The organism is Nocardioides sp. B129/18 (assembly GCF_055282735.1).
The window spans coordinates 153,347-177,304 of record NZ_JBUZJI010000006.1; the positions used below are offsets into that span (position 1 = coordinate 153,347).

A 23,958-nucleotide genomic window follows, 5' to 3' on the forward strand; every position below is an offset into this window, starting at 1 on the left:
CCCCCCCCCCCCCCCCCCCACCACGGCCTCGCGCACGACGGCCAGGGCGGGGGAGCCGGCCATGCTGCGCCGGTGCAGCGCGTCGATCGCGCGCGTCGGCGAGGGATCGACGGCGCGCACCGCCACGAGGCCGGGGCCCAGCGGGCCGCGCCCCAGGCGCGGCACCAGCGCGATGCCGAGGCCGGCCTCGACGAGCGCGAGGTGGGAGGAGAACTCCATCGACTCGTGCGCCACGCGCGGCGGGCGGCCGGTGCCGTCGTGCATGCGGCCCAGCCACTGACGGCAGATGGTGCCCGGGGGCGTGGCGATCCACCACTCGTCGACGAGGTCGTGCGGCGTCACCTCGGGAAGGCCCGCGAGCCGGTGGCCGCGCGGCACGATGACGTCGGCCTCGTCGAGCGCCACGGGGGTCACCTCGAGATGGTCGGGCACGGCCAGGGGCACCTCGCCCCACCGGTGCACCAGGCCGAGGTCGGCGCGTCCGGCCGCGAGGTCCTCCACGGCGTCCCAGGGCTCGCGCTCGCTGAGCCGGATGCGCAGCTCGGGGTGCTCGGCGAGCAGGCGCGGCACCACCGGGGCCACCAGGCCGCGCACGGCGGTGGAGAAGGCCGCGACGCGCACGGTGCCGGCGACGCGGCCGGTGCCCCGGCGCACGGCCGCCTCGAGGGCCTCGAGGTCGGCGAGCACGCGGCCGCCCTCCTCGGCGAGGTGGCGACCGGGGCCGGTGAGGACGACGCCGCGACCCACCCGCTCGAGCAGCGGCGCGCCGGCCTGACGCTCCAGTCGCTTGACCTGCTGGGAGACCGCGCTGGGGGTCAGGGAGAGCGCGTCGGCGGCCGCGACCACCGACCCGTGCTCGGCGACGGCCCGGAGGCTGGCGAGGGCGACGACGTCGATCATGCACGAACGCTACTCGATGACGTCCATCATTCATCGCTGGTGCTTCATGATCCGGGCGCCTGAGACTGGGCGCATGAGCCTGCGCGATCGTGCCCTCGCCTGCGGCGTCGCCGTCGTGTGGGGCGTCAACTTCGTCGTCATCGAGTGGGGACGCGGCGACGTCCCGCCGCTGCTGTTCCTCGCGCTGCGCTTCGTCGTGGTGCTGGTGCCCCTGATCGCGATCCTGCCGCGCCCCGACCTGCCCTGGCGCGTGCTCCTGGGCATCGGCACGCTGCTCTCGCTCGGCCAGTTCGCCTTCCTCTACCTCGCGATGGCCGCGGGGCTCGCGCCCGGGCTGGCCGCCCTCGTCCTGCAGGCGCAGGTGATCGTGACGGTGCTGGGCGCGGGCGTCGTCCTGCGGGAGCGGCCGACCGCCGCGCAGTGGGCCGGCGTCGGGGTCGGGACGCTCGGCCTGGTGGTCGTGGGGCTCGGCCGCGGGGGCTCGGCGCCGCTGCTCGGGCTCGGGCTGTGCCTGCTCGGCGCGCTGTCATGGGGCGCGGGCAACGTGCTGACCCGCTGGTCCGGTGCGCCCGGCGGGCTCCCGCTCGTCGTGTGGTCCTCGCTGGCCGTGCCGGGCCCGCTGCTCGTGCTGAGCCTGATGACCGAGGGGCCGGCGGGCGTAGCCGACGGGCTCGCCGCCCTCGACGGTCCGGCCCTGCTCTCCACGCTCTACACCGCCGTGCTCGCCTCGCTGGTCGGCTACGGGGTCTTCAGCCGCCTGCTCGCGCGCAACCCCGCCGGCCAGGTGGTGCCGCACGTGCTGCTCGCGCCGCCCGTGGCGATGGTCGCCGCCTGGCTGGCCTTCGACCAGGTGCCGACGACGGGGGAGGCGCTGGGAGCCGTGCTGGTCGTGCTCGGCGTGGGGCTGGCCGCGGTGCCGCGGCGCCGCTCAGCGGCCGGACTCGGTGAAGGAGGGGCCGGTGCCCTCGAGGGCGGCCAGGGCGGCCTCGACGCGCCGGGTGGTGAAGTCGGCGCACCGCTCGCGCACCTCCTCGGGAGTGCAGAAGGCGACCGAGCGGATCTCGCGGGCCTGCAGCACGGTGGCGTCGAGCACCGACGCCGGCCGCACGCCGCCGTCGAAGACCAGGCAGAGGGCGTCGTCCCAGCCGCCCCACGGCGGCAGCCAGTCGGTGAGCAGCAGCGGTCCGGCGTCGAGGGTGAGGCCGAGCTCCTCCTCGACCTCGCGGACGACCGCCGTCTGGGGTGACTCCCCGACCTCGACGACGCCGCCGGGCAGGTCCCAGTCCTGCTTGTAGGTGAGGCGGCACAGCAGCACGCGCCCGTCCTCGTCGCGCAGCAGCATCTGGGAGATCGCGCGCTTGCGCGGCAGGAAGGAGTTGAGGAGCGCGCGGAAGCCCTCGGCGCTCTCGACGGCGGCGTCGCCGGCCAGCCGCGCGTAGACGATGCGGTCGACGGCGTCGCCCTCGACCGTCACGCCGCGGGCCACGCCCTCGCGGCGCATGCCCGACCACGTCGCGACGCGCTGTCCGTGCTCGTCGTCGGGGTCGACCCACACCTCGACGCGGGGATGGTCGGCCAGGGCCGCGGCGACCTCGCGGCGCACGACGTCGACGGACTCCCCGGCCTGCCAGCTGATCCGGACGGTGCCGTCGCCGACCGGGGTGAGGCTGGGGGAGAGGGGCTGGTCGCTCACGACCGCAACCCTACAAACCCCCCGGTGCGGGGTCAGGTCGCGGTCCGCGCGGCCGATGGGCCGCCCACAGCCCGAAATTCCGCGACCCTCGCCGGCGTGTCGACTGGAAATTACAGCGTTGTAGTTACTCACGATCTCTTCCGTGACTCCTGTGACGCATGTGAAAGTTGCGCACACCGTGTGAACTTCCCCCGCACTGGAGCCCTGTCATGTCTCGCACCAAGTCCGGCTACATCACCCTGTGCCAGCAGCTGCTGGCGCTGGCGCTGGTGGTCGCCGCGCTCACCCCCGCGGCCTCGGTCGTCAGCCTCGACATCGTGCGCGAGGGCCCCGGCGGCTCGAGCCTCGTCTCGCCCTACCGCAGCTCGCTGGCCGCCTACGTGGCCGAGGCGCAGCGCCCCTCCACGGTGCCCACCGCGCCGGTGGATCCGACGGTGCGGGAGATCCCGCTCACCGCGCCCGCCGGCGCCGCGCGCAGCGCCCGCCGCCTCGCCGCGACGACCACCGAGCGCCGGGAGGCCGCCGGCACCGCCGAGACCCTCGTCAGCTCCCCGCAGCCGGTGACCGGCTACGGCGCCGTCGGCGTCACCTGGCAGCACGGCGAGGACGTCGCCGAGACCGCGCTGTCCTTCGCGGTGCGCACCCGCACCGGGGACGACTGGAGCGCCTGGCAGGACCTGCCCTACCACGACGACCACGGCCCCGACCCCGGCAGCGAGGAGGCCGCGAAGGCCCGCCCGGGCACCGACCCGCTGCTGGTCGGCGACGTCGACGACGTCCAGGTGCGCGCCACCACCGACGCCGGCACGGCCGTGCCCGACGACCTCACGCTCGCCGTCATCGACCCCGGCACCCCTGCGGCGCAGAAGGCCGAGCGTCCCGCGCTCGACACCGCCACGATGGACGGCGACGACGGCGCGGACTCCGTCGAGGCGCTCGACGCCTCCTCGCTCGGGGGCGGCGCGAACGCCACCGACGCGAACGTCACCGACGCGAACGCCACCGACGCCGCCTCGCTCAGCGCCGGCGTCTACACGCCCAAGCCGGTCATCTACTCCCGGGCCCAGTGGGGAGCCGATGAGTCGATGCGCGACTCCTCGGCCCTGCACTACGGCGAGGTGCACGCCGGGTTCGTGCACCACACGGTGAACGCCAACGACTACACCCGCGACGAGGTGCCGGGCATCATCCGCGGCATCTACGCCTACCACACCAAGTCCCGCGGCTGGTCGGACCTCGGCTACAACTACCTCGTCGACCGCTTCGGCCGGATCTGGGAGGGCCGCTACGGCGGCATCGACCGTCCGGTCGTGGGCGCGCACACGCTCAACTACAACGACTACTCCTTCGCGATGTCGGCCATCGGCAACTACGAGAAGGTCAAGCCGAGCAGCGCCGTCGTCGAGGCCTACGGGGCCCTGTACGCCTGGAAGCTCTCCCTGCACGGCGTCAACGCCTCCTCCACCAAGCAGAGGGTCGGCGCGAAGGACTTCCAGGCCATCAACGGCCACCGCGACGCCGCGTCCACCGCGTGCCCGGGCAAGTACCTCTACGCCCGCATCCCCGACATCCGCAAGATCGCCGCCCAGACCCAGCGGGGCTGGACCGGACGACAGCTGGAGTCGAACCTCGTCGGCGGGCCCTACCCCGACCTCATCGTGCGGCGCGCGTCGGACAAGCGGCTGCTGATCGTCCCGACCGGGGGCCTGCAGTCCTTCTCCGGCGCCCGCTCGACCAGCCGCGGCTGGTCGACGGCCACCCGGGTCCAGCTCTCGCCCGACCTCACCGGCGACGGTGCGGCCGACCTGATCTCCGTCGACGCCGCCGGCGTCGTGCGGGTGCACGCCGGCACCGGGCAGGGCGACTTCGCCACCATCGGGCAGCGGCAGAGCAGCAGCTTCGCGAACCACGACCTCGTCACCGCGGTGGGCGATCTCGACGCCGACGGCTACCCCGACGTCGTGGCCCGCCGCACCGACGGCACCCTCGACCTGTGGCGCGGGCGCAAGCCCACCACCAGCGACGGGAAGCGTCGCGCCCCCTTCGCCTCGCCGGTGCGCCTGGACGTCTCGGTCGCCGGGGCGCGTCAGCTCCTCGGTGCGGGCGACCTCGACGGCAACGGCCGCGCCGACCTCGGCGTCGTCGACTCCGCGGGCGCCCTGCAGTGGCGTCGCAGCTCCGCCCAGAGCCTGGCCCTGGGCGCCGCCCACCGCATCGCCTCGGCCGGCACCGTCACCACCGCCGTCGGCGGCGGCGACTGGACCGGCGACGGCGTCGCCGACCTCGTCGTGCGCCGCAGCGGCAAGGTGCAGATCATGCCCGGCCGCGGCGACGGCACCTTCGGCGCCTTCCGGGGCCCCTTCGCCACCGTCAACGGCGGCAGCGGACTGGTGGGCGGGGTCGACATCGCCGGCGCCGCCGGACGCGACCTGCTCTACCGCGACGGCGACTCGCTGGTGCGCTACGTGCAGTCCGCGGCCTTCGACACCGGGAAGCCCATCGACACCGGCGTGTCCGGCGCCACCGCCGACCGGCTCCTGCACGCCGGCGACTGGGACCGCGACGGCTTCGGCGACGTCATCTACCGCAGCACCGAGAACGGGAACCTCTTCCTGCGCCGCGGTGACGGCACCGGCCGCCTCGGCCCCGCGATCCAGATCGGCGCCGGCTTCCGCAGCGTCGCCCTGCTCGCCGCCGTCGGCGACATGACCGGCGACGGCTGGCCCGACCTGATGGGCCAGCCCTCCGGCGGCGCCATGCGCATCTACCCCGGCCGCGGCACCAAGGGCCTGGGCACCAGCTACGTGGCGCACAGCAGCATCAAGGCCGCGCAGCAGATCGCGATCGGACGCTGGGACGGCGACGGCTCGCCCGACTCGCTGTTCCGCAACGGCTCGAGCTCGGTGCTCTACCGCGGCAACGGCCCCGGTGGCCTGATGACCCCGCAGAAGGTCTCCCTGGACCTCAGCCGCTACGACTGGGTCGTCGGGGTGGGCTCGGCGACGCTGGGCTCGCGCTCGGACCTGCTGGTGCGCACGCGCGGCACCGGCACGCTCTCGCTCATCCCGAGCGTGGCCAGCGGCTCCAGCACGCCGCGGGTGATCGGGGACGGGATGGGGGCCTACGACCTGGCCGGGTGATCACGCGCGGGCGGTGCACCGCTCCTCGGTCATGACCGAGTCGAGGCGGGCGTCGTCGGGATGCGCCACCAGGACCAGCGAGCCGCCGCGTGCGAGCGGCTCGGTGAAGGTCGCGATCCCCGGTGGGGAAGCCGGGTTCGCGACCGAGAGCAGACGGCCGCCGTCGGCGAGGAGACTCCCGGCGGCGGCCGTCCGCCACGTCTGCTCGTGGGTGGTCGCGGGCGAGGCCAGCGCGAGGTCGTCGGGCTGGGCGGGGTCCCAGGCGACGAAGGAGTCCGGCTGGCCCCAGACCTCGACGCCGATGTCGTGGACGCCGGCCGGCAGCGGCTCGGCGAAGCGGACGCCCAGCGGCAGCAGGGCCGAGGCCAGCACCGGACGCGAGGACGCCAGCGGTGCCCACCGCTCGAGGCCCGCAGGGCCGCAGACGACGGCGTCCGGCTCCTCGCCGGTGGCGTCGGAGGAGTCGTCGCCGAGGTCGACCACGATGCCGGCGTTCCACGCCGCGCCCAGGAGCACCGGCCCGAGCCAGTGGGCCGGGAGGTCCAGGCGCAGCCGCTGGCCACGCTCGAGCCCGTGCTCCTCGACCAGCAGCGAGGAGGCCTTGGCGACCCAGTTCGCGTACGTGGTCACCGACAGCTCGGTGCGCTCGCCGGAGGCGTGGTCGTAGAAGGTCAGCAGCGGACGTCCGGGCTCGCGGCGCAGCAGATCGGCGAGGACGGCTGAGAACGTGGTCACGCCGCGAGCGTAGGCACCACCCGGGCGGCGCGGTCACCCTAGGGTGGCGCCCATGACCGCCACCCCCGCTGCTCCCACCGCGCCCCTCGACCACTTCTGGGCGGTCATCCCCGCCGGTGGCGCCGGCACCCGGCTGTGGCCGCTCTCGCGTCGCACGTCCCCGAAGTTCCTCCGCGACCTGCGCGGCTCGGGCCGCACGCTCCTCCAGGAGACCTACGACCGCCTCGCGCCGCTGGCGCAGGAGCGGTTCCTGGTCGTCACCGGCGCCGCCCACGAGGCCGCCGTGCTCGCCCAGCTGCCCGAGCTCCCCGGGGAGTCCGTGCTCGCCGAGCCGTCGGCGCGCGACTCCATGGCCGCGATCGGCCTGGCCGCGGCGGTGCTCGAGCGCCACGACCCCGAGGCCGTCATGGGCTCCTTCGCCGCCGACCACGTCATCAGTCCGGCCGAGGTCTTCGCCGCCACGGTCGCGCAGGCCGTGGAGGTCGCCCGCGACGGCTGGCTGGTGACCCTCGGCATCGAGCCGACCCACCCGTCCTCGGCGTTCGGCTACATCCGCGCCGGCGGCCCGCTGGCCGGCCACGACGCCGCCCAGGCCGTGGCGTCGTTCGTCGAGAAGCCGAGCGTCGAGGTGGCCGCCGGCTACCTCGCGGAGGGCGGCTACCGCTGGAACGCCGGCATGTTCGTCGTGCGGCCCGGCGTGCTCCTGGACCTGCTCGCCGAGTGGCACCCGGACTTCGCCGCCGCCCTGCGCGAGCTGGCCGCCGACCTCGACCGGCTCGACGAGGTCTGGCCGACGCTGCCGAGGATCGCCCTCGACCACGCCGTCGCCGAGCCCGCCGCCGCCGCCGGCCGGGTGGCCACCGTCGCCGCCGGCTTCGGCTGGGACGACATCGGCGACTTCGACTCCCTCGCCGGGCTGCTCCTCCCCGACGCCGACCCCGCGGGTCTCGCGGTGCTGGGCGAGGAGGCGCTCGTGCAGGCCGTCGACGCCACGGGCCTCGTGGTCACCTCCGGCCGGGCGATCGCGGTCGTCGGGCTCGACGACCTCGTCGTGGTCGACACCCCCGACGCGCTGCTCGTGACCACCCGCGCCCGCGCGCAGGACGTCAAGGGCGTCGTCGCCGCGCTCGCCGAGGCGGGCCGCGCCGACCTGGTGTGAGCGGTCCCGGCCCGTCCTGGCCCCGGGCCGGTGCATCGGTACCGTCCGGGCCATGGGAGACCACTCGAGCGCGCCCCGCGACTCCGCCCCCGGACGCCCGGATCGCCCGGCCCTGGTCCGGCGGGTGGCCCGGCATCTCCTCGCCCGCACGGCGGGACACCCGCTGAGGGTCGGCGTCGACGGCGTCTGCGGAGCGGGCAAGACCACCTTCGCCGCGGAGCTGGCGCAGGCCGCCGCCGAGTCGGGGAGGCCGGTGATCCGGATCGACTCCGACGGGTTCCACCACGTGCGGGAGCGCCGGTACCGCGCCGGTCGGGACTCCGCACGGGGCTACTACGACGACGCCTACGACCTCGACGCCCTCGCGGACCGCGTCCTGCGCCCGCTCGGACCCGGTGGCACGCGCACGTACGCCCGACGGGTCCACGACCTGGCGTCGGACGAGGTCATCCCCGACGACGTCGCGGCGGCTCCCGAGGACTCGATCGTGGTCTTCGACGCGACCTTCATCCAGCGTGACGGACTGAGGGACCTGTGGGACGAGGTGATCTACCTCCACGCCGACGAGTCGGTCGCCGTCGCGCGGGGGGTCCAGCGCGACGCCGACGGGCTCGGCGGGCTGGAGGCGGCGGCGCTCGCCTACGAGTCGCGCTACATGGCGGCCTGCCGCCTCTACCTCGCGGAGCAGGACCCCCGCAGCCGTGCGTCGATCGTCATCGACAACACCGACCCCGCGGATCCCCGACTCGAGCGGATCTCCTGACGACCCGACGACCGTCGGGCCTGCCGGGTCACATGCCGTTCGGCTCGGGGGAGTCGAAGTAGGGGTAGTCGTCCATGAAGGTCTTCAGGGCGGCGCCGCTGACCTGCGAGCAGTACTGGAAGATGCCCTGCTGCTTGGTGGTGTCGGCGTTGCCCTGGGCGTCGGTGGCGCCGGTCCAGTGGGTGAGGGCGACGTGGGTGCCGGCCGGGAACTTCTTGCCGTTCTCGTCCTTGGCCTCCCACGGGACGGCCTTGAACTTGGTGCGGAAGTTCGAGGTGCCGGAGAGCTTGTCGGCGATGGCGCGCAGGTAGCCCATCTGCGTGGAGTCGTCGGCGATGGTCTTGTCGTACCAGAGGATCGTGTAGCCGTGCTCGAGGTTGTGCACGAGCGCCTCGAGGGCCGGGCGGTCCGTGGAGGTGTAGAGCTTGCGGGCCATCGGGTCGGGCGCGACGTTCGCGACGTTCCAGTGGGCGCCGAAGGCCGGGGGAGCGGTGGTGTAGTCGACGGTCTGGCCCTCGGGCACGTGCTGCTGGTTGCCGTCGGCCTTCTTCTCGATGACCTTCTGGCAGGTCGACGCCTTCGCGCCGACCTCCTGCAGGGCGACGCCGTCGAACTTGCGGCCGTCCCACCAGTCCTTGACCGGCCGGTAGGCGGTGGCGCCGACGAGCGCGAGCGCGATGACGACGCAGACGCCCACGATCGCGTAGCCGCGACGGCGCTCGGCGCCGCGCTGCTTCTTGCGGATCTGGTCGATGACCTGCTGGCGGTCGGACTGGGACTTCTTGGCCACGGTGCGGGCTTCCTCCGGACGAGTCGGACGGGCTGGCCCGCCCCTCCTACGGGTGAGCCGCGTGAAGTCTACGGAGTGGGCGGCGTGAGACGAAGGCGCCCTGAGCCGTCGTCGTCGGCGAGGTGCCAGCGGTGCGCCGCCGCGAGGGCCGCGACCACGGTCGTCGGACCGCTGCAGAGCACGGCGGCGTCGTCGTGCTCGAGCACCGTCACGCCCACGCGCCGCAGGCCCGCGAGCAGCTCCTCGACGCCGGCGACGGCGCCGAACCCGCGTCCGGCGTCGGGGTCGCCGGCGAGCGCGCGGAGCACGGCCTCGCGGGCGCCGTAGCCGAACAGGTCGCCCTCCTCGGCGCGGACGAGGGTCGAGGCGCCGGGCCCGTCGTCGCCCAGCGGCAGGACGAGGTCGGCGCGGCCGCGCACCAGCGCCAGCGGGCGGGCGCCGAGCTTGCCCTGGGCCAGCTCGGCGGCGCCGGCGAGCTCGTCGGCGACGGCCGGCAGGGTCACGGCCAGCTCGTTGCCGTGCGCGTCGAGACGTCCGGCGAAGTCCTCGGCCACCACGAGCCCGGCGGCCCCGATGGCGATGTCGGTCTGGCCCTCGCGCCACGCGCGGCCGGCGGTGTCGGTGACGACGACGCCGACCGTGCAGCCGGTGCGACGGGCGACCTCCGCGCGCAGGCGGCGGGCCGAGGCGTCGGGGTCGAGGGGCAGCAGGACGATGCGGCCGACCTCGACGTTGGAGGCGTCGATGCCGGCGGCGGCCATCGTCAGGCCCAGGCGGGTGCGCACGATCGTCGTGGGCCCGCGCCGGGCGACGACGCGGTCGGTCTCCTCGGCCAGGGCGCTGTCGCGATCGCCGTCGCGCACCCGGCCCTCGGCCTTGCTGACGATCTTGCTGGTGACGACGAGGACGTCGCCGTCGCGCAGGGCGAGCCCTCCTGCGGCCAGCGCGTCGAGCGCGAGCGCGGCGAGGTCGTCGCCGGGCGCGACCTCGGGGACGCCGTCGGGGGCGTGGACCTCGACGTGGCCGCTCACCGTCGGCTCAGCCCAGCGTCCGCAGGGCGGCGGCGACCATGGCGGCGGTGGCGTCGGGGTCGGTCATCAGGAGCGGCACGGCGTCGGCGCGCAGCCCGGCGGCGCGCAGCCCGGGCAGGGCCGCGGCGTCGGTGGCGTCGACGAGCCAGGCGTCGAGCACGCCGCCGCGCGAGCGGGCGCCGTAGTGGAGGCCGACGGCCTCGGCGCTGACCTCGACGCCGATGGCGGCGAGCATCTGGGCGGCCATGCCGCGCACGTGGTCGCCGCCGATGATGGGGGAGAGGCCGACGACCGGCGCGGCGGTGCCGGCGACGGCCTCCCGCACGCCGGGAACGCCCAGGATCGTGCCGACCGAGACCACCGGGTTCGAGGGCGGCAGGACGACGAGGTCGGCGCCGGTGATCGCCTCGAGCACGCCCGGCCCGGGGGTGGCGTCCTGCTGGCCGACGACCACGACCTGCTCGGCGGGCACCGAGGCCCGCAGCCGCACCCAGTACTCCTGGAAGTGCACGGCGCGGCGGCCGCTGGGCGCCTGGTCGTCGGCGATGACGACGTGGGTCTCGACGCGGTCGTCGCTCATCGGCAGGAGGCGCACGCCCGGCTGCCAGCGGCGGCACAGCGCCTCGGTGACCTGCGAGAGCGGGTAGCCGGCCTCGAGCATCTGGGTGCGCACGAGGTGGGTGGCGACGTCGCGGTCGCCGAGGCCGAACCAGGTCGGCTCGACGCCGTACTCGGCGAGCTCGGTGCGCACGCTCCAGGTCTCCTCGCGGCGGCCCCACCCGCGCTCGAGGTCGATGCCGTCGCCGAGGGTGTACATGACGGTGTCGAGGTCGGGGCAGACCTTGAGCCCGTGCACCCAGATGTCGTCGGCGGTGTTGGCCACGACCGTCACCTCGGCGTCCGGGGCGATGCCCGGCAGCGAGCCGGTGGCGATGCCGTGCAGCAGGCCCTGGAGGAACCGGGCGCCGCCCATGCCGCCGGAGAGGACGGTGATCGCGCGCATGCCGCCTACTCTGCACCACGCCCCGACGCGGCGCTCACCGGGCCGGACCACCCGCTCGGACCACCCCTCCTGGACGAACGGATGAGGCGCGTGGGACGGATGGTGTGAACGACGGGGGAGATGCGCCTCCAGGCGTGGTCCATAGCAGAACCGGGCTTGACTTCCCGGGTACGACAGGCATGTAATTCCCGCAGTGTTCTTCGCAGCGAGCACAGGGTCGAAAGGGGCGTGACGTGAGGGAACTGTTTCTCCTCGAGCCGAGCGCCGACGAGGCCGGCTGGCGGGATCGCGCACTGTGCGCTCAGACCGACCCGGAGGCGTTCTTCCCCGAGAAGGGCGGCTCCACGCGTGAGGCGAAGAAGGTCTGCCTCACGTGCGAGGTCAGGTCCGAGTGCCTGGAGTCGGCGCTCATGAACGACGAGCGGTTCGGCATCTGGGGCGGGCTCTCCGAGCGGGAGCGCCGCAAGCTCAAGAAGCGCGCGGTCTAGCACCAGCCGTACGCGTCGACGTCGTCTCGACGGACGCACACACCGAGGGCCCCGGCCCGGCGAGGCACCACCTCACCGGACCGGGGCCCTCGGCCGTGTCGGAGGCGGGCGGATCCGGGCGGGGGTGAGCCGGGCCACGCGACGCGGACGAGGGTCGTCGTCGGTTCCGGTCCGCACGGGTGTCGCGGCTAGGGTCTCCCTCCATGTCGGCCACGTCCTCGATCCCGTCCCGGGGCGACGCCGCCGCGGTCGCGGTGGTCCTCGTCAGCCACGACGGCGCGCGATGGCTGCCCACCGTCATCGAGGGCCTGCGGTCCCAGACCCGCCCCGTCGACCAGGTCGTCTGCGTCGACACCACCAGCCGCGACGGCAGCCCCGACCTGCTGCACGAGGCCTTCGGCGAGGTCCACGCGCTGCCGGGCTCGGAGGGCTACCCGCAGGCGGTGCGCCACGGCCTGGCGCAGGTGCGCGACGACGTCGAGTGGATCTGGCTGCTCCACGACGACTCCACCCCCGATCCCGGCGCGCTGGCCGCTCTGCTCGACGCCGCGCAGGCCCACCCCGAGGTCGACCTGCTCGGCCCGAAGCTGCGCGAGTGGCCCTCGCTGCGGCGCCTCCTCGAGCTCGGCGTCACCATCTCGGGCACCGGCCGCCGCGAGACCGGCCTCGAGCGCGGCGAGTACGACCAGGGCCAGCACGACGCCGTCAAGGAGGTCCTGGCCGTCAACACCGCCGGCCTCCTGGTGCGGCGCTCGGTGCTCGAGCGCCTCGGCGGCCTCGACGACGCGCTGCCGGTCTTCGGCGGCGACGTCGACCTCGGCTGGCGCGCCGCGTCCGCCGGGCACCGGACGCTGGTGGTCCCGCGCGCCGTGGTCTTCCATGCCGAGGCCGCGCACCGCGGGGTGCGGCGCACTCCGCTCACCGGGCGGCACACCCACTTCCAGGAGCGCCGCGCGGCGCTCTACGTCCTCCTCGCCAACCGGCAGGGGCCCTGGTGGCCGCTCCACCTCGTCCGGCTGACCCTCGGCACCCTGCTGCGCGTGCTGGGCTTCCTGCTGGTGCGCGCCGTCGGCGAGGCGCTCGACGAGCTCGCCGCCCTGCTGTCGATCCTCTCCTCGCCCGGCGAGCTGCGCGCGGCCCGTCGCGCGCGGCGTGCGCAGGCCCAGGTCGACCCGGCCCGGGTCAAGCGCCTGCTGCCGCCGTGGTGGCTGCCCTACCGGCACGGCCTCGACCTGGTCGGCGACGTCGCCGCTGCGGCCACCAACCAGGCCGCCGACGTCGCCGAGCGTCGTCGCGCGGCCGCCGCCGAGCGAGACCCCGCCTCCTTCGCCGCTCGTCGGGTGCAGGCCGAGTCCGAGGACGAGCTGCCCGACGACTCCGGCCTCGTCGCCCGGTTCCTCACCAACCCGATCGCCGTCGGGCTGACGCTCGTCGTGGTGCTGTCGCTGGTCGGCGCGCGCGCCGCGTTCGGCTCGGTCTCCGGCGGCGGTCTGGCCCCGGTGCCCGCGGGTGCGGGCGACTGGTGGGCCACCTACCTGCGCTCCTGGCAGCCGCTCGGCTCCGGCACCGCCGTCCCGGCCCCGCCCTACCTGCTCCCGCTGGCCCTCCTCGCGACGCTGCTCGGCGGCAGCGCGGGCGCCGCGGTGAGCGTCGTGCTCGTCCTGGCCGTCCCCGTCGCGCTCTGGGGCGCCTGGCGTCTGCTGCGCGTGGTCGGCCGCCTGGTCAGCCCCGAGGGCATGCCGCGGGTGCTCCTGCTGTGGGGCGCGGTCACCTGGGCCCTCGTGCCGGTGGTCAGCGGCGCCTGGGCCGACGGCCGGCTCGGGCCCGTGGTCACCGCCGCGCTCCTGCCCTGGCTGGCCCACGCCGCCCTCGGGTTCGCCGAGCCCGACCCCGATCGTCGCTGGCGCGCCGCGTTCCGCGTCGGCCTCCTGCTCACCGTCTGCACCACCACGACGCCCACGCTGTGGCTCGTCGGCCTGGTGCTGGCCCTGCTGGTCACCGTGCTCGCGCTGCGGATCGTCCCGAGCGCCGCGCAGGACCGCTCCACCTGGGCGCCGCCGGCCACCGCGCTCGGCGTCCCCGTCGTGCTCCTGCTGCCGTGGTGGGTCCCCGCGCTGCTGCACCGCGCGGGCGAGGCCCTGCTGCTCGACCCCGGCCGCCTCCCCGCGCCCAGCCCCGACGGCGTCCTCGGCCTGGTGTCGGGACGCCTCGGCGACACCGGTGCGCCCGGCTGGCTCGGCGTCCTGCTCGTCGTCCTGGCGGTGCTGGCCCTCGTCCCGCTGCGCAGCCGGATCCCCGTGCTGGTGTGCTGGATCGCCGCGGCGGTGGCCGCCGTCGTCGGTCTGCTGCTGAGCTGGATCACCCTCGATCTGCCGGCCGTCTCGGTCGGTCCCTCGCTGACCGGTCCGCTCCTGGTCGTCCAGGGCGCGCTCGTGGTCTCGGCGGTGCTGGGCGCGCAGGCGCTCGTGCCGCTCGTCGAGGGTCGCCGCTGCGGCGTCGAGGTGCCGCCCTGGACCCGCGGCGTCGCGCTCGCGGTCGCCGGCGTCGCCGCCCTCGTCCCGGTCGTCGGCCTGGCGTGGTTCGTCGTCGGTCCCGACGACCGGCTCTCCGACGGCGTGGCCGACGAGATCCCCGCCTACATGGAGCAGAGCTCCGAGCTCGGCGACGCCCACGGCGTGCTGGTGCTGCGCGGCTCCGTCGCCGACGGCGTGCGCTACGTCGTGCGTCGCGGCGACGGCGACACCCTGGGCGAGGACGAGATCCTCGACCACGCGACCGAGGACCGCGACCTCGCCGCCGCCGTGCGCAGCCTGGTCAGCCGCCCCAGCTCGGGCGCCGTGACGCTCCTGGCCCGCGACGGCATCGAGTACGTCGTCCTCGCGGCGCCGGCCGATGGCGAGGTGGCCTCGGTGCTCGACGCCACCGACGGCCTCGTGCAGGCCAGCGCCGAGAACCCGCGCACCCGCGCCTGGCAGGTCGACCGTCCGCTGAGCGCCGACGCGCTCGACGGCGGTCGCTCCTACCTGCGGCCGCTGCTCCTGCTCGCCCAGCTGGCGGCGCTCGTCGTCGTCGCCGTGCAGTGCGGCCCGACCCGTCGTCGCGAGGCCGACGCCGAGGACCAGCCCGAGGCCGCCGAGGCCGCCGAGGCCCCCGCGGTCTCCCGCCGCGGACGGAGGATCCGATGACCGACGCCGAGCAGCCCGCACCCGAGCCTGCACCCGAGCCTGCCTCCGAGCCCGCATCCGAGCCCGCATCCGAGCCCGCATCCGAGCCTGGGGCCCCTCGTCCCGACGCCCCCGGCCGCCGTGCCCTGCGGCCCCCCGGCGCGCGTCGCCGCCTCGATCCCTCCGTCGACGCGGCGGGGGAGCCCGCGGCCGAGGCGTCCCGGGCAGGCGGCCCGCTCGCTCGGGTGCGCGCCCTGGTGCCGAGCCGCCTCGGGCGGCCCTCGACCACGACGCTGCTGGCCGTCGGCCTGCCCGTGCTCACCCTGCTCGTCGGCGCCCTCGCCGATGCCTCGGTCGACGACGGCCTGGGCTCCCGTGCGCCGAGCGCGGCCCCGCTGGTGCGGACCTCCCAGATCTGCCCTGCGAGCAGCACGTCGGGCGGGCGCGTGCTCGTGGCCACCGACACCAGCGCCGGCGGCCGCGTGGCGGTGCGCAGTGCGGGCGTCGGCGTGCGCTCGACCCCGCTCACCGTGCGGCCCCAGCGGGTCGCCGAGCGATCCGCGGGCAGCCGTCCGATCATCGTCACCGGCGAGGACGCCGTCGCGCCGGGCCTCCAGGTCACCGGGGTCGCCGGGGGCCGCCTGGCCGCCGGCTCGTGCTCGACGCCGTCGGCCGACCTGTGGTTCACCGCCGTCGGCGCCGACGCCACCCACCGCTCCATCCTCGAGCTCACCAACCCCGACGCCGGCCGCGCGGTCGTCAGCGTCGAGGCCCTCGGCTCCGCGGGCGACGTGGACGCCCCGCGCCTGCGCGGCCTGGCCGTGCCCGGCCGCGGCACCGTCCGCGTCGACCTCGCCGAGCAGCTCCCGACCCGCGGCGGGCTGGCGCTGCACGTCACCACCGATCGCGGCCGGGTCGCGGCCAGCCTGATCGATCGCGTCGTCCCGCTGGGGTCGCAGGCACAGACCCGCGAGCTCCTGCCGGCCCAGGCCAGCCCGCAGCGCACGCTGCGGCTCCTCGGCTTGGCCCCGGGCTCCAGCGAGCGCACGCTCACGGTCGCCAACCCCACGCAGGACGCCGTGCGGGTGCGGCTGCGGGTCATCACGCCGCAGTCGGCCTTCGCGCCGTCGAAGGCCCCGGAGATCGAGCTCGACCCGCGCAGCATCGAGGTGGTCAGCCTCGACCGCGTGCTCGGCGACGCCACCGCCAAGGACGCCCTCGGCCTCGAGCTCACCGGCACCGGCCCGATCACCGCGACGCTGCGCGCCCGCGCCGGCGGCGACCTCGTCGAGACCGTCCCCACCGACGCCGTCGCCGATCGCACCCTGCTCGCGATCCCGCAGGCCAGGGGCCAGGTCGTCATCGCCGGGGCCACGACGGTCGGCGAGGCCACCGTCCGCGCCTGGAACGCTCAGGGACGTCAGGTGCTCGCTCGGGCCGTGGACCTCAGGCCGGGCCGCGGCCTGGTCGTCTCGCTGCCGTCCTCCGCACGCCTGGTCGCGCTCGACCCCCAGCGGGCCTCCGTCCGCGCGGCGGTGGTGCTCACGCGCTCGGGCCGCACCGGCGGCGCCGTCGCGCTGCCCTTCGAGGAGCTGGTGCGCAAGGCGCTGGTGCCCGACGTGCGGCCCGCCCTGCCCTGACGCCCTGGTTCGCCCGGGCCTGGGTCGACTGCCGGTCAGTCGCGGCCGTAGCGCCCGTCGACGTCGGAGGGATCGAGGCCGAGCAGCTCGGCGATCTGCTCGACCACGACGGTGAGCACGAGCGCCTCGAGGTCCGAGCGGGTCTCGCAGCGGTGCTCGATGGGCCGCCGGAACAGCACGAGCCGCGTCGGCGTGGCGCCGGTGCCCCGCACGAGCGAGGCCAGGGGCACCGTCTCGGTGCCCCAGTCGGCGGGCAGCTGCGGGGTGTCCTCGACGGCGTACTCGACCAGCCCGAGGCGGTCCTGCCAGCGGGCGTCGACGTCGCCGACGATCGCGAGCACGAGGTCGTCGAAGCGCTCGCGGGCGGTGCGCAGCGCGGGGGTGCCGAGCCGGGCCGGCAGCACGCCGGGGCCCCGCATGCCGCGGCCGCGTCGATCGCGGGTGCGGCGACGGACCGGCGCGGATGCGGGCTCGACGTCGCTCATGCCGCGAGCCTAAGCGGCGCGGCGTGATCGGCGGGGTAGCGTCCCTCTCGTGACCTCCGCGCGCCGCTGCTCCCGCACCGCGTGCGGCCGGGCCGCGGTCATGACGCTCACCTACGTGTACGCCGACCAGACCGCCGTGCTCGGCCCGCTCGCCACCTTCGCCGAGCCGCACGCCTACGACCTCTGCGAGGAGCACAGCGAGCGGCTCTCGGCCCCGCGGGGCTGGGAGGTGCTGCGGCTCGCCGTCGACCCGGCGTCCCAGCAGCCGTCCGAGGACGACCTCCTGGCCCTGGCCGACGCCGTCCGGGAGGCCGCCCGGCCCGTGCGCGCGCCGCGCCCGCGCCCCGAGGACGAGACCGGACGCGAGACGAGTCGCCGAGGTCACCTCCGGGTCCTGACCACCGAGCCGTGATCCGCCGGCATGGCCCGATAGGGTCTGCCCCATGGTCGACACCGTGAGTGCCGAGAACGTCCACGCCATCTTCAAGGCCTACGACGTGAGGGGCCTGGTCCCCGAGCAGCTGGACGAGGATCTCGCGCGGGCCGTCGGCGCCGCGTACGTCGCCGTCACCGGCGCGTCGAAGGTCGTCGTCGGCCACGACATGCGCCCGAGCTCGCCCGGCATGGCCGGCGCCTTCGCCGAGGGCGCCACCGGCGCCGGCGCGGACGTCGTGCTCATCGGGCTGGCCTCCACCGACCAGCTCTACTTCGCCTCGGGCCACCTCGGGCTGCCGGGCGCGATGTTCACCGCGAGCCACAACCCGGCCCAGTACAACGGCATCAAGATGTGCCGCGCCCACGCCGTGCCGATCGGCATGGACACCGGCCTCGGCGAGATCCGCGACCTCGTCGTCGCGGGCACGGCGCCGACCTCGACGAGCCCGGGCTCCCTCACCGAGCACGACGTCCTCGAGGCCTACGCCGCCCACCTGCTGACGCTCGCGCCCGTCGTCGGCCGCCGCCTCAAGGTCGTCGTCGACGCCGGCAACGGCATGGCCGGCCTCACCGCGCCGGCCGTCTTCGAGCGGCTCGGATCGGCGGCCGTCGAGATCGTCCCCCTGTACTTCGAGCTCGACGGCAGCTTCCCGAACCACGAGGCCAACCCGATCGAGCCCGAGAACCTGCGCGACCTCCAGGCGCGTGTGCTGGCCGAGGGCGCCGACATCGGCCTGGCCTTCGACGGCGACGCCGACCGCTGCTTCCTCGTCGACGAGCGCGGCGAGGCGGTCTCGCCCTCGACCCTCACCGCCCTGATCGCCGCGCGCGAGCTGGCCAAGGAGCCCGGCTCCACGGTGATCCACAACCTCATCACCTCCCGCGCGGTGCCCGAGATCGTCGAGGAGCTCGGCGGCACCCCGGTGCGCACCCGCGTCGGCCACTCCTTCATCAAGGCGACGATGGCCGAGACCGACGCGATCTTCGGCGGCGAGCACTCGGGCCACTTCTACTTCCGCGACTTCTGGCGCGCCGACTCCGGCATGCTGGCGGCCCTCCACGCGCTGGCCGCGCTGGCCGAGACCGACCAGCCGCTGTCCTCGCTCCTGGCGCAGTACGAGCGCTACCCGCTCAGCGGCGAGATCAACTCCACCGTGGCCGACACCGCCGCGGTCATCGCCGAGCTCGAGGCGGTCTACGGCGGGCGCGAGGGCGTCACCACCGACCACCTCGACGGCCTCACCGTCGCCCACGCCGACTGGGCCTTCAACGTCCGTCCGTCCAACACCGAGCCGCTCCTGCGGCTCAACGCCGAGGGGCGCGACACCGCCACCATGGTCGCCATCCGCGACGAGGTGCTCGCCCTGATCCGTGGAGGAGCCCGATGATCGACGCCGCCCACCTCGACCTCCTGCGCTGCCCGGCCGACGTCGGCCCGCTCAGCGTCACAGCCCACGACCAGGACGGCGCGGAGTCCGAGCTCACCTGCGGCGCCTGCGGGCGCGTCTACCCGATCCGCGACGAGATCCCCGTGCTCCTCGTCGACGAGGCCCGCCAGCCGTGAGCTGGTTCGACGAGTCCCGGCTCGACGACCCCGTCGCCCTGAGCGGCGTCGACCTGCGCCTGCGCACCCTCGCCGAGGGCGGCGCCCGCGTGCGTCGCGAGGCGGCCCTGGCCGCCGAGGCCGTCGAGATCGCCGTCGGACGCGGCAAGGAGCTGAGCAGGCCCCGCGCCGTCATCGCAGCCGGGCCGGACTCCCGCCTGCTGCGCGCCGTGCTCGAGCCGTGGTGCCCGGTGCCGTTCGTCGCCTGGCCCGGGCCGGCGCTGCCGGGCTGGGCCGGCAGCCTCGACCTCGTCGTGGTGCTCGCGCCCGACGGCGGCGACCCGGGCACCGCCTCGGCGGTGGCCGAGGCCGCGCGCCGCGGCTGCCAGCTCGTCGTGGCCTGCCCGGCGGAGTCGCTGGTCGCCGAGCACGCCACCGGTCGCTGGACCACGCTGCTGCCGACCTCCACCTCCGACCAGCTCGCCACGGCGGTGCTCGTGCTCCAGCTGCTCAGCAGCATCGAGCTCGGCCCCGACACCGACCCCGACGCGGTCGCGGAGGCCATGGACGCCGTCGCGATCGCCTGCTCCCCGCAGCGCGACCTCGCGGTCAACCCGGCCAAGATGCTCGCCATCGCGCTCGCCGACACCACGCCCGTGCTCTGGGGCGGCTCGGTGCTCTCCGCCCGCGCCGCCCGCCGTGTCGCCGAGGCCGTGCGCCGTGCGAGCGGGCGCACCGCCGTGGCCGGCGACGTCGACCAGGTCCTCCCCGTGCTCGAGGCCGCGCGTCAGCGCGACGTCTTCGACGACCCCTTCGCCGAGGGCGGGGGAGCGCGACGCCCGGCGCTGGTGATGCTCGACGACGGCGCCGACGACGCCGTCGTGCACGGTCAGCGTCGACGTCTCACCGAGGCGGCCGAGGCGCGCGGCGTGCGCCTGGAGGTGCTCGAGGCCGACGCCCGCAGCGAGCTCGCGCGCTACGCGTCCCTGCTCCAGCAGGGCCTCTACACCGCCGAGTACCTCCGCGTCGGCCTCGTCGAGGAGTAGGCCCGCCCCGGCCCTCGCCCATCGTTCGGACGGGTGTGGGATCGCTCACCCACGGGGGTGGTCGGCCCCGCAGGGCGAGCCGTCTCACAGGCTCCTGCGGGCATGCTCCCAGCCTGACCGGGTAGGCCTGAGGGCATGGCCTCGACCGGCACGACCAGCACCGCAGCCCCGGCTGCCCGTGGACGCGACCCGTGGTTCGACAACGCCAAGATGGCGTTGGTGACGCTCGTCGTCCTCGGCCACTCGTGGGTGCTGCTGCCGTCCTCGCCGCTGCGCGACCATGCCTACGACTTCCTCTACGCCTGGCACGTGCCGGCGTTCGTGCTGATCACCGGCTACCTCTCGCGCAGCTTCTCCTACACCCCCGAGCGCCTGTGGATGCTCGTGCGCACCGTGGCCGTGCCGTACGTGCTCTTCGAGTGCCTGCTGGCGCTGTTCCGCATCTACGTGGGCGGCGAGCAGCTGGCCGACCTCTTCCGCGATCCGCACTGGCCGATGTGGTACCTCGCGGCGCTGTTCTTCTGGCGTCTGCTGACCCCGGCCTTCGCGCCCCTGCCCGCGGCGGTCGCCGTCCTGGGCGCGATCGCCACCAGCCTGGTCGCGGGCGTCTACGCCGGCGACACCCTCGACCTCGCCCGCGTCTTCGGGCTGCTCCCGTTCTTCGTCGTCGGCCTCCATGCCCGCGCGTCCTGGTTCGACGCGCTGCGTCGGCCGCTGGTCAAGGTGCTCGCCGTGCCGACCCTGGTGAGCATCTGGTGGCTGGCCGGACACACCGACCGCTGGGCCAGCACCGAGTGGCTCTACTACCGCTCGCGGTACGGCGACCTCGACGTCAGCGACGAGCGGGCCTTCGTCATCCGGGCCGCCGTCATGGCGATCGGCGCGGTCGGTGCGCTGGCCTTCCTCTCGCTCGTGCCGCGTGCCGGCGGCTGGTTCTCCCGGATGGGCGCGGCCACCCTCGTCGTCTACCTGGGGCACGGGTTCTTCGTGAAGGGCGCCGAGTACGCCGGCTACCCGCGCTGGATCGAGTCGGTCAGCGGCGGCAACGCCTTCCTCGCCCTGCTCGCCACCTCGCTCCTGGCGATCGGCCTCGCGCTGCTCCTCGCGGCGCCGCCGGTGGCGCGGGTCCTGCAGCACGCCGTCGACCCGTTCGGCCTCGCGCAGCGACGCGTCTCCGAGGCGATGGCGCTGGCCGCCGCCCGTCGTCGGGCCGACGTGATCGCGGGCGAGCTCCACGAGCGGATCGAGGACGCCGACGCCGACGCGGGGGAGCGGGCCTCGGCCGGCACGGGGACCACTACCCTGAGGCCGTGACCTCTCGCGAGACCCCCCGCGTCGTGATCCGGACCGGAGCGCACCGATGAGCGGCGGTCTGTTCGCCCTGCTCGACGACGTCGCCGCCCTCGCGCGGCTGGCCGCCGCGTCCGTGGACGACGTCGGCGCGGCCGCCGGTCGGGCCAGCGTCAAGGCCGCCGGCGTCGTCGTCGACGACACCGCGGTCACCCCGCAGTACGTCCAAGGCGTCGCCGCGGAGCGCGAGCTGCCGATCATCAAGCGCATCGCGATCGGCTCGCTGCGCAACAAGCTGCTCATCATCCTGCCGGTGGCGATGGTCCTCTCGCAGTTCCTGCCGGGAGCGTTGACGCCGATCCTCATGGCCGGCGGCACGTTCCTGTGCTTCGAGGGCGCGGAGAAGATCTGGGAGCGGCTCAGCGGCCACGGCGGGCACGGGGGCGACTCCGGCGCGCAGGCCGAGGCCGGCGACCCCGCCGAGACCGAGCGTCGACTGATCTCCGGCGCGGTGCGCACCGACCTCATCCTCTCCGCCGAGATCATGGTGATCTCCCTCGACGAGGTCGCCGACGAGCCGTTCCTCAGCCGACTGGCGATCCTCATCGTCGTCGCGATCCTCATCACCGTGCTGGTCTACGGCGTCGTCGCGCTCATCGTGAAGATGGACGACGTCGGCCTCGCGCTCGCCCAGCGCGGGGGAGCGCTCGCCTCCCGCGTCGGTCACGGCCTGGTGCGCGCGATGCCGCGCCTGCTCGCCGCGATCTCCACGATCGGCGTCGTCGCCATGCTCTGGGTCGGCGGCCACATCCTCGTGGTCGGCCTCGACGACCTCGGCTGGCACTGGCCCTACGAGCAGGTGCACCACCTCGAGCACGCCGTCCACGAGGCCACCGGCGCGCTCGGCGCGGTCCTGGGCTGGCTCACCAACACCGCGCTGTCGGCCCTGGTGGGCGTCGTCGTCGGCGCCGTGGTGGTGCTCGTGATGCACCTGGTGCCGCGCCGCCGCGCCGCGCACTGAGGAGAGCCCGGCACCCGTCCGCACGGGTGGTGGGACGGGGGGCCGAGGATTCCGCATCGACGGGTGACGCGGCCTACATTGGAGGGGTCCGCGTGGGAGATCCCGTCGACGCGCAGATGCGCGACGCAGACGCTGCACCACCCGTCCGCACAGGAGACGCACTGATGGACTTCAAGGTCGCCGACCTCTCCCTGGCCGAGTACGGCCGCGCCGAGATCACCCTCGCCGAGCACGAGATGCCCGGTCTGATGGCGATGCGCGCCCGCTACGGCTCCACCAAGCCCCTCGCCGGCGCCAAGATCGCCGGCTCGCTGCACATGACGATCCAGACCGCCGTGCTGATCGAGACCCTCGTGGAGCTCGGCGCCGACGTGCGCTGGGCCTCCTGCAACATCTTCTCCACCCAGGACCACGCCGCCGCGGCGGTCGTCGTCGGCCCGAACGGCACCCCGGAGGACCCCCAGGGCGTCCCGGTGTTCGCGTGGAAGGGCGAGACGCTGGAGGAGTACTGGTGGTGCACCCAGCAGATCCTCGACTGGGGCCTCGACGACGACGGCGAGCCGCAGTTCGCCAACATGATCCTCGACGACGGCGGCGACGCCACCCTCTTCGTCCACCTCGGCATGGACATGGAGAAGAACAACACCGCGCCCGACCCCGACTCGGCCACCAGCGCCGAGCAGCGCGTCATCTTCGAGGCCCTCGGCGCCTCGCTGAAGACCAGCACCGACCGCTGGACCAACGTCGTGGAGAACATCCGCGGCGTCACCGAGGAGACCACCACCGGCGTCCTGCGCCTCTACGACATGATGCGCGAGGGCTCGCTGCGCTTCCCCGCCATCAACGTCAACGACTCGGTCACCAAGTCGAAGTTCGACAACAAGTACGGCTGCCGCCACAGCCTCGTCGACGGCATCAACCGCGCCACCGACGTCCTCATCGGCGGCAAGGTCGCGGTCGTCTGCGGCTACGGCGACGTCGGCAAGGGCAGCGCGGAGTCGCTGCGCGGCCAGGGCGCTCGCGTCATCGTCACCGAGATCGACCCCATCTGCGCGCTGCAGGCCGCGATGGACGGCTACCAGGTCACGACCCTCGACGACGTCCTCGACGTCGCCGACATCATCATCACCGCCACCGGCAACCGCGACGTCGTCACGGTCGAGCAGATGGCGCGCATGAAGCACAACGCGATCCTGGGCAACATCGGCCACTTCGACAACGAGATCGACATGGCCGGCCTGGAGTCCTTCCCGGGCATCGTCCGCAAGACCGTCAAGCCGCAGGTCGACGTGTGGACCTTCCCGGCCACCGACCAGCGCGACGAGCACGCCATCATCGTGCTCTCCGAGGGTCGCCTGATGAACCTGGGCAACGCCACCGGCCACCCCTCGTTCGTCATGTCGAACTCCTTCACCAACCAGGTGCTGGCCCAGATCGAGCTGTTCACCAAGCCCGAGGAGTACCCCACCGGCGTCTACGTGCTGCCGAAGGCCCTCGACGAGGAGGTCGCCCGCCTCCACCTGGACTCGCTGGGCGTCAAGCTCACCACCCTGAGCGAGAAGCAGGCCGGCTACCTCGGCGTCGATGTCGCCGGTCCGTACAAGTCCGACCAGTACCGCTACTGAGCCACCG

At 74.8% G+C, this 23,958-nt stretch carries 20 protein-coding genes and 1 pseudogene; 14 read left to right on the forward strand and 7 right to left on the reverse strand.

Going from position 1 to position 23,958, the window contains the following annotated elements:
• On the reverse strand, positions 1-900 hold a 900-nt coding region (locus ACZDWJ_RS06730), incomplete at its 3' end, for a LysR family transcriptional regulator (RefSeq protein WP_463520161.1).
• A gap of 73 nt (positions 901-973) precedes the next feature.
• Between ACZDWJ_RS06730 and ACZDWJ_RS06735 the strand changes: the two are divergent.
• A pseudogene (locus ACZDWJ_RS06735) lies at positions 974-1,795 on the forward strand (EamA family transporter); the annotation flags it as partial.
• Between the two features lie 33 nt (positions 1,796-1,828).
• Here ACZDWJ_RS06735 and ACZDWJ_RS06740 read toward each other — a convergent pair.
• Positions 1,829-2,593, reverse strand: a complete 765-nt coding sequence (locus ACZDWJ_RS06740) for an NUDIX hydrolase (RefSeq protein ID WP_463520162.1) — start codon at positions 2,591-2,593, stop codon at positions 1,829-1,831.
• 209 nt (positions 2,594-2,802) lie between these two features.
• Between ACZDWJ_RS06740 and ACZDWJ_RS06745 the strand changes: the two genes are divergently transcribed.
• Entirely contained in the window at positions 2,803-5,733 is a 2,931-nt protein-coding gene (locus tag ACZDWJ_RS06745; protein WP_463520163.1) for an FG-GAP-like repeat-containing protein, read from the forward strand.
• On the opposite strand, the gene ACZDWJ_RS06750 is transcribed toward ACZDWJ_RS06745, so the two are convergent.
• A complete protein-coding gene (locus ACZDWJ_RS06750; protein WP_463520164.1) occupies positions 5,734-6,468 on the reverse strand; it encodes a TIGR03089 family protein in 735 nt (244 codons plus the stop codon). It abuts the gene before it with no gap.
• A 52-nt stretch (positions 6,469-6,520) separates the two neighbouring features.
• Between ACZDWJ_RS06750 and ACZDWJ_RS06755 the strand changes: the two genes are divergently transcribed.
• Both ACZDWJ_RS06755 and ACZDWJ_RS06760 read left to right on the forward strand, forming a co-directional pair.
• Positions 6,521-7,627, forward strand: coding sequence for a mannose-1-phosphate guanylyltransferase (locus ACZDWJ_RS06755; RefSeq protein WP_463520165.1), 1,107 nt, complete (start codon positions 6,521-6,523; stop codon positions 7,625-7,627).
• Positions 7,628-7,679: 52 nt separating this feature from the next.
• The gene (locus ACZDWJ_RS06760) at positions 7,680-8,390 is read left to right on the forward strand and encodes a nucleoside/nucleotide kinase family protein (RefSeq protein ID WP_463520166.1); all 711 of its coding nucleotides are present in this window, start codon (positions 7,680-7,682) and stop codon (positions 8,388-8,390) included.
• 28 nt (positions 8,391-8,418) lie between these two features.
• Here the strand turns inward: ACZDWJ_RS06760 and ACZDWJ_RS06765 are convergent, their stop codons facing one another.
• The 3 genes from ACZDWJ_RS06765 to cofD form a co-directional block, all read right to left on the reverse strand.
• Positions 8,419-9,180: a DUF3105 domain-containing protein gene (locus ACZDWJ_RS06765; RefSeq protein ID WP_463520167.1), complete on the reverse strand. Its 762-nt coding sequence runs from the start codon at positions 9,178-9,180 to the stop codon at positions 8,419-8,421.
• A 68-nt stretch (positions 9,181-9,248) separates the two neighbouring features.
• The gene (gene cofE, locus ACZDWJ_RS06770; protein WP_463520168.1) at positions 9,249-10,211 is read right to left on the reverse strand and encodes a coenzyme F420-0:L-glutamate ligase; all 963 of its coding nucleotides are present in this window, start codon (positions 10,209-10,211) and stop codon (positions 9,249-9,251) included.
• 7 nt (positions 10,212-10,218) lie between these two features.
• Positions 10,219-11,214 carry a 2-phospho-L-lactate transferase gene (cofD, locus tag ACZDWJ_RS06775; RefSeq protein ID WP_463520169.1) on the reverse strand — a complete coding sequence of 332 codons (996 nt, stop codon included), beginning with the start codon at positions 11,212-11,214 and terminating at the stop codon, positions 10,219-10,221.
• A gap of 233 nt (positions 11,215-11,447) precedes the next feature.
• On the opposite strand from cofD, the gene ACZDWJ_RS06780 reads away from it, so the two are divergent.
• The 3 genes from ACZDWJ_RS06780 (at position 11,448) to ACZDWJ_RS06790 (ending at position 16,506) form a co-directional block, all read left to right on the forward strand.
• On the forward strand, positions 11,448-11,702 hold the full coding sequence (locus ACZDWJ_RS06780; protein ID WP_463520170.1) for a WhiB family transcriptional regulator: 255 nt from the start codon (positions 11,448-11,450) through the stop codon (positions 11,700-11,702).
• A gap of 203 nt (positions 11,703-11,905) precedes the next feature.
• A complete protein-coding gene (locus ACZDWJ_RS06785; protein ID WP_463520171.1) occupies positions 11,906-14,887 on the forward strand; it encodes a glycosyltransferase family 2 protein in 2,982 nt (993 codons plus the stop codon).
• Between the two features lie 224 nt (positions 14,888-15,111).
• A complete protein-coding gene (locus ACZDWJ_RS06790) occupies positions 15,112-16,506 on the forward strand; it encodes a DUF5719 family protein (protein ID WP_463520172.1) in 1,395 nt (464 codons plus the stop codon).
• A 35-nt stretch (positions 16,507-16,541) separates the two neighbouring features.
• On the opposite strand, the gene ACZDWJ_RS06795 is transcribed toward ACZDWJ_RS06790, so the two are convergent.
• Complete coding sequence (locus ACZDWJ_RS06795; RefSeq protein WP_463520173.1) at positions 16,542-16,991, reverse strand: metallopeptidase family protein; 450 nt, start codon at positions 16,989-16,991, stop codon at positions 16,542-16,544.
• Positions 16,992-17,040: 49 nt separating this feature from the next.
• Between ACZDWJ_RS06795 and ACZDWJ_RS06800 the strand changes: the two genes are divergently transcribed.
• The 7 genes from ACZDWJ_RS06800 to ahcY all read left to right on the forward strand — a co-directional run bounded on the left by ACZDWJ_RS06800 (position 17,041) and on the right by ahcY (position 23,951).
• Positions 17,041-17,403, forward strand: a complete 363-nt coding sequence (locus ACZDWJ_RS06800; RefSeq protein WP_463520174.1) for a DUF3499 domain-containing protein — start codon at positions 17,041-17,043, stop codon at positions 17,401-17,403.
• Between the two features lie 31 nt (positions 17,404-17,434).
• Complete coding sequence (locus tag ACZDWJ_RS06805; protein WP_463520175.1) at positions 17,435-18,814, forward strand: phosphomannomutase/phosphoglucomutase; 1,380 nt, start codon at positions 17,435-17,437, stop codon at positions 18,812-18,814.
• Entirely contained in the window at positions 18,811-18,990 is a 180-nt protein-coding gene (locus tag ACZDWJ_RS06810) for a Trm112 family protein (RefSeq protein WP_463520176.1), read from the forward strand. Before ACZDWJ_RS06805 ends, ACZDWJ_RS06810 begins: the two co-directional genes overlap by 4 nt.
• Positions 18,987-20,015: an SIS domain-containing protein gene (locus ACZDWJ_RS06815; protein ID WP_463520177.1), complete on the forward strand. Its 1,029-nt coding sequence runs from the start codon at positions 18,987-18,989 to the stop codon at positions 20,013-20,015. Before ACZDWJ_RS06810 ends, ACZDWJ_RS06815 begins: the two co-directional genes overlap by 4 nt.
• A 135-nt stretch (positions 20,016-20,150) precedes the next feature.
• The gene (locus ACZDWJ_RS06820) at positions 20,151-21,329 is read left to right on the forward strand and encodes an acyltransferase family protein (RefSeq protein ID WP_463520178.1); all 1,179 of its coding nucleotides are present in this window, start codon (positions 20,151-20,153) and stop codon (positions 21,327-21,329) included.
• A gap of 46 nt (positions 21,330-21,375) precedes the next feature.
• The gene (locus ACZDWJ_RS06825) at positions 21,376-22,326 is read left to right on the forward strand and encodes a DUF808 domain-containing protein (protein WP_463520179.1); all 951 of its coding nucleotides are present in this window, start codon (positions 21,376-21,378) and stop codon (positions 22,324-22,326) included.
• 164 nt (positions 22,327-22,490) lie between these two features.
• Complete coding sequence (gene ahcY / locus ACZDWJ_RS06830; protein WP_463520180.1) at positions 22,491-23,951, forward strand: adenosylhomocysteinase; 1,461 nt, start codon at positions 22,491-22,493, stop codon at positions 23,949-23,951.
• Positions 23,952-23,958: the final 7 nt, after the last annotated feature.

Excerpts from the sequence above, each read along its gene's own strand:
- ACZDWJ_RS06745 (WP_463520163.1), top strand. The coding sequence starts at position 2,803 with ATGTCTCGCACCAAGTCCGGCTACATCACCCTGTGCCAGCAGCTGCTG.
- ACZDWJ_RS06755 (WP_463520165.1), top strand. The coding sequence starts at position 6,521 with ATGACCGCCACCCCCGCTGCTCCCACCGCGCCCCTCGACCACTTCTGG.
- ACZDWJ_RS06760 (WP_463520166.1), top strand. The coding sequence starts at position 7,680 with ATGGGAGACCACTCGAGCGCGCCCCGCGACTCCGCCCCCGGACGCCCG.
- cofD (WP_463520169.1), bottom strand. The coding sequence starts at position 11,214 with ATGCGCGCGATCACCGTCCTCTCCGGCGGCATGGGCGGCGCCCGGTTC.
- ACZDWJ_RS06785 (WP_463520171.1), top strand. The coding sequence starts at position 11,906 with ATGTCGGCCACGTCCTCGATCCCGTCCCGGGGCGACGCCGCCGCGGTC.
- ACZDWJ_RS06795 (WP_463520173.1), bottom strand. The coding sequence starts at position 16,991 with ATGAGCGACGTCGAGCCCGCATCCGCGCCGGTCCGTCGCCGCACCCGC.
- ACZDWJ_RS06805 (WP_463520175.1), top strand. The coding sequence starts at position 17,435 with ATGGTCGACACCGTGAGTGCCGAGAACGTCCACGCCATCTTCAAGGCC.
- ACZDWJ_RS06810 (WP_463520176.1), top strand. The coding sequence starts at position 18,811 with ATGATCGACGCCGCCCACCTCGACCTCCTGCGCTGCCCGGCCGACGTC.
- ACZDWJ_RS06820 (WP_463520178.1), top strand. The coding sequence starts at position 20,151 with ATGGCCTCGACCGGCACGACCAGCACCGCAGCCCCGGCTGCCCGTGGA.
- ACZDWJ_RS06825 (WP_463520179.1), top strand. The coding sequence starts at position 21,376 with ATGAGCGGCGGTCTGTTCGCCCTGCTCGACGACGTCGCCGCCCTCGCG.
- ahcY (WP_463520180.1), top strand. The coding sequence starts at position 22,491 with ATGGACTTCAAGGTCGCCGACCTCTCCCTGGCCGAGTACGGCCGCGCC.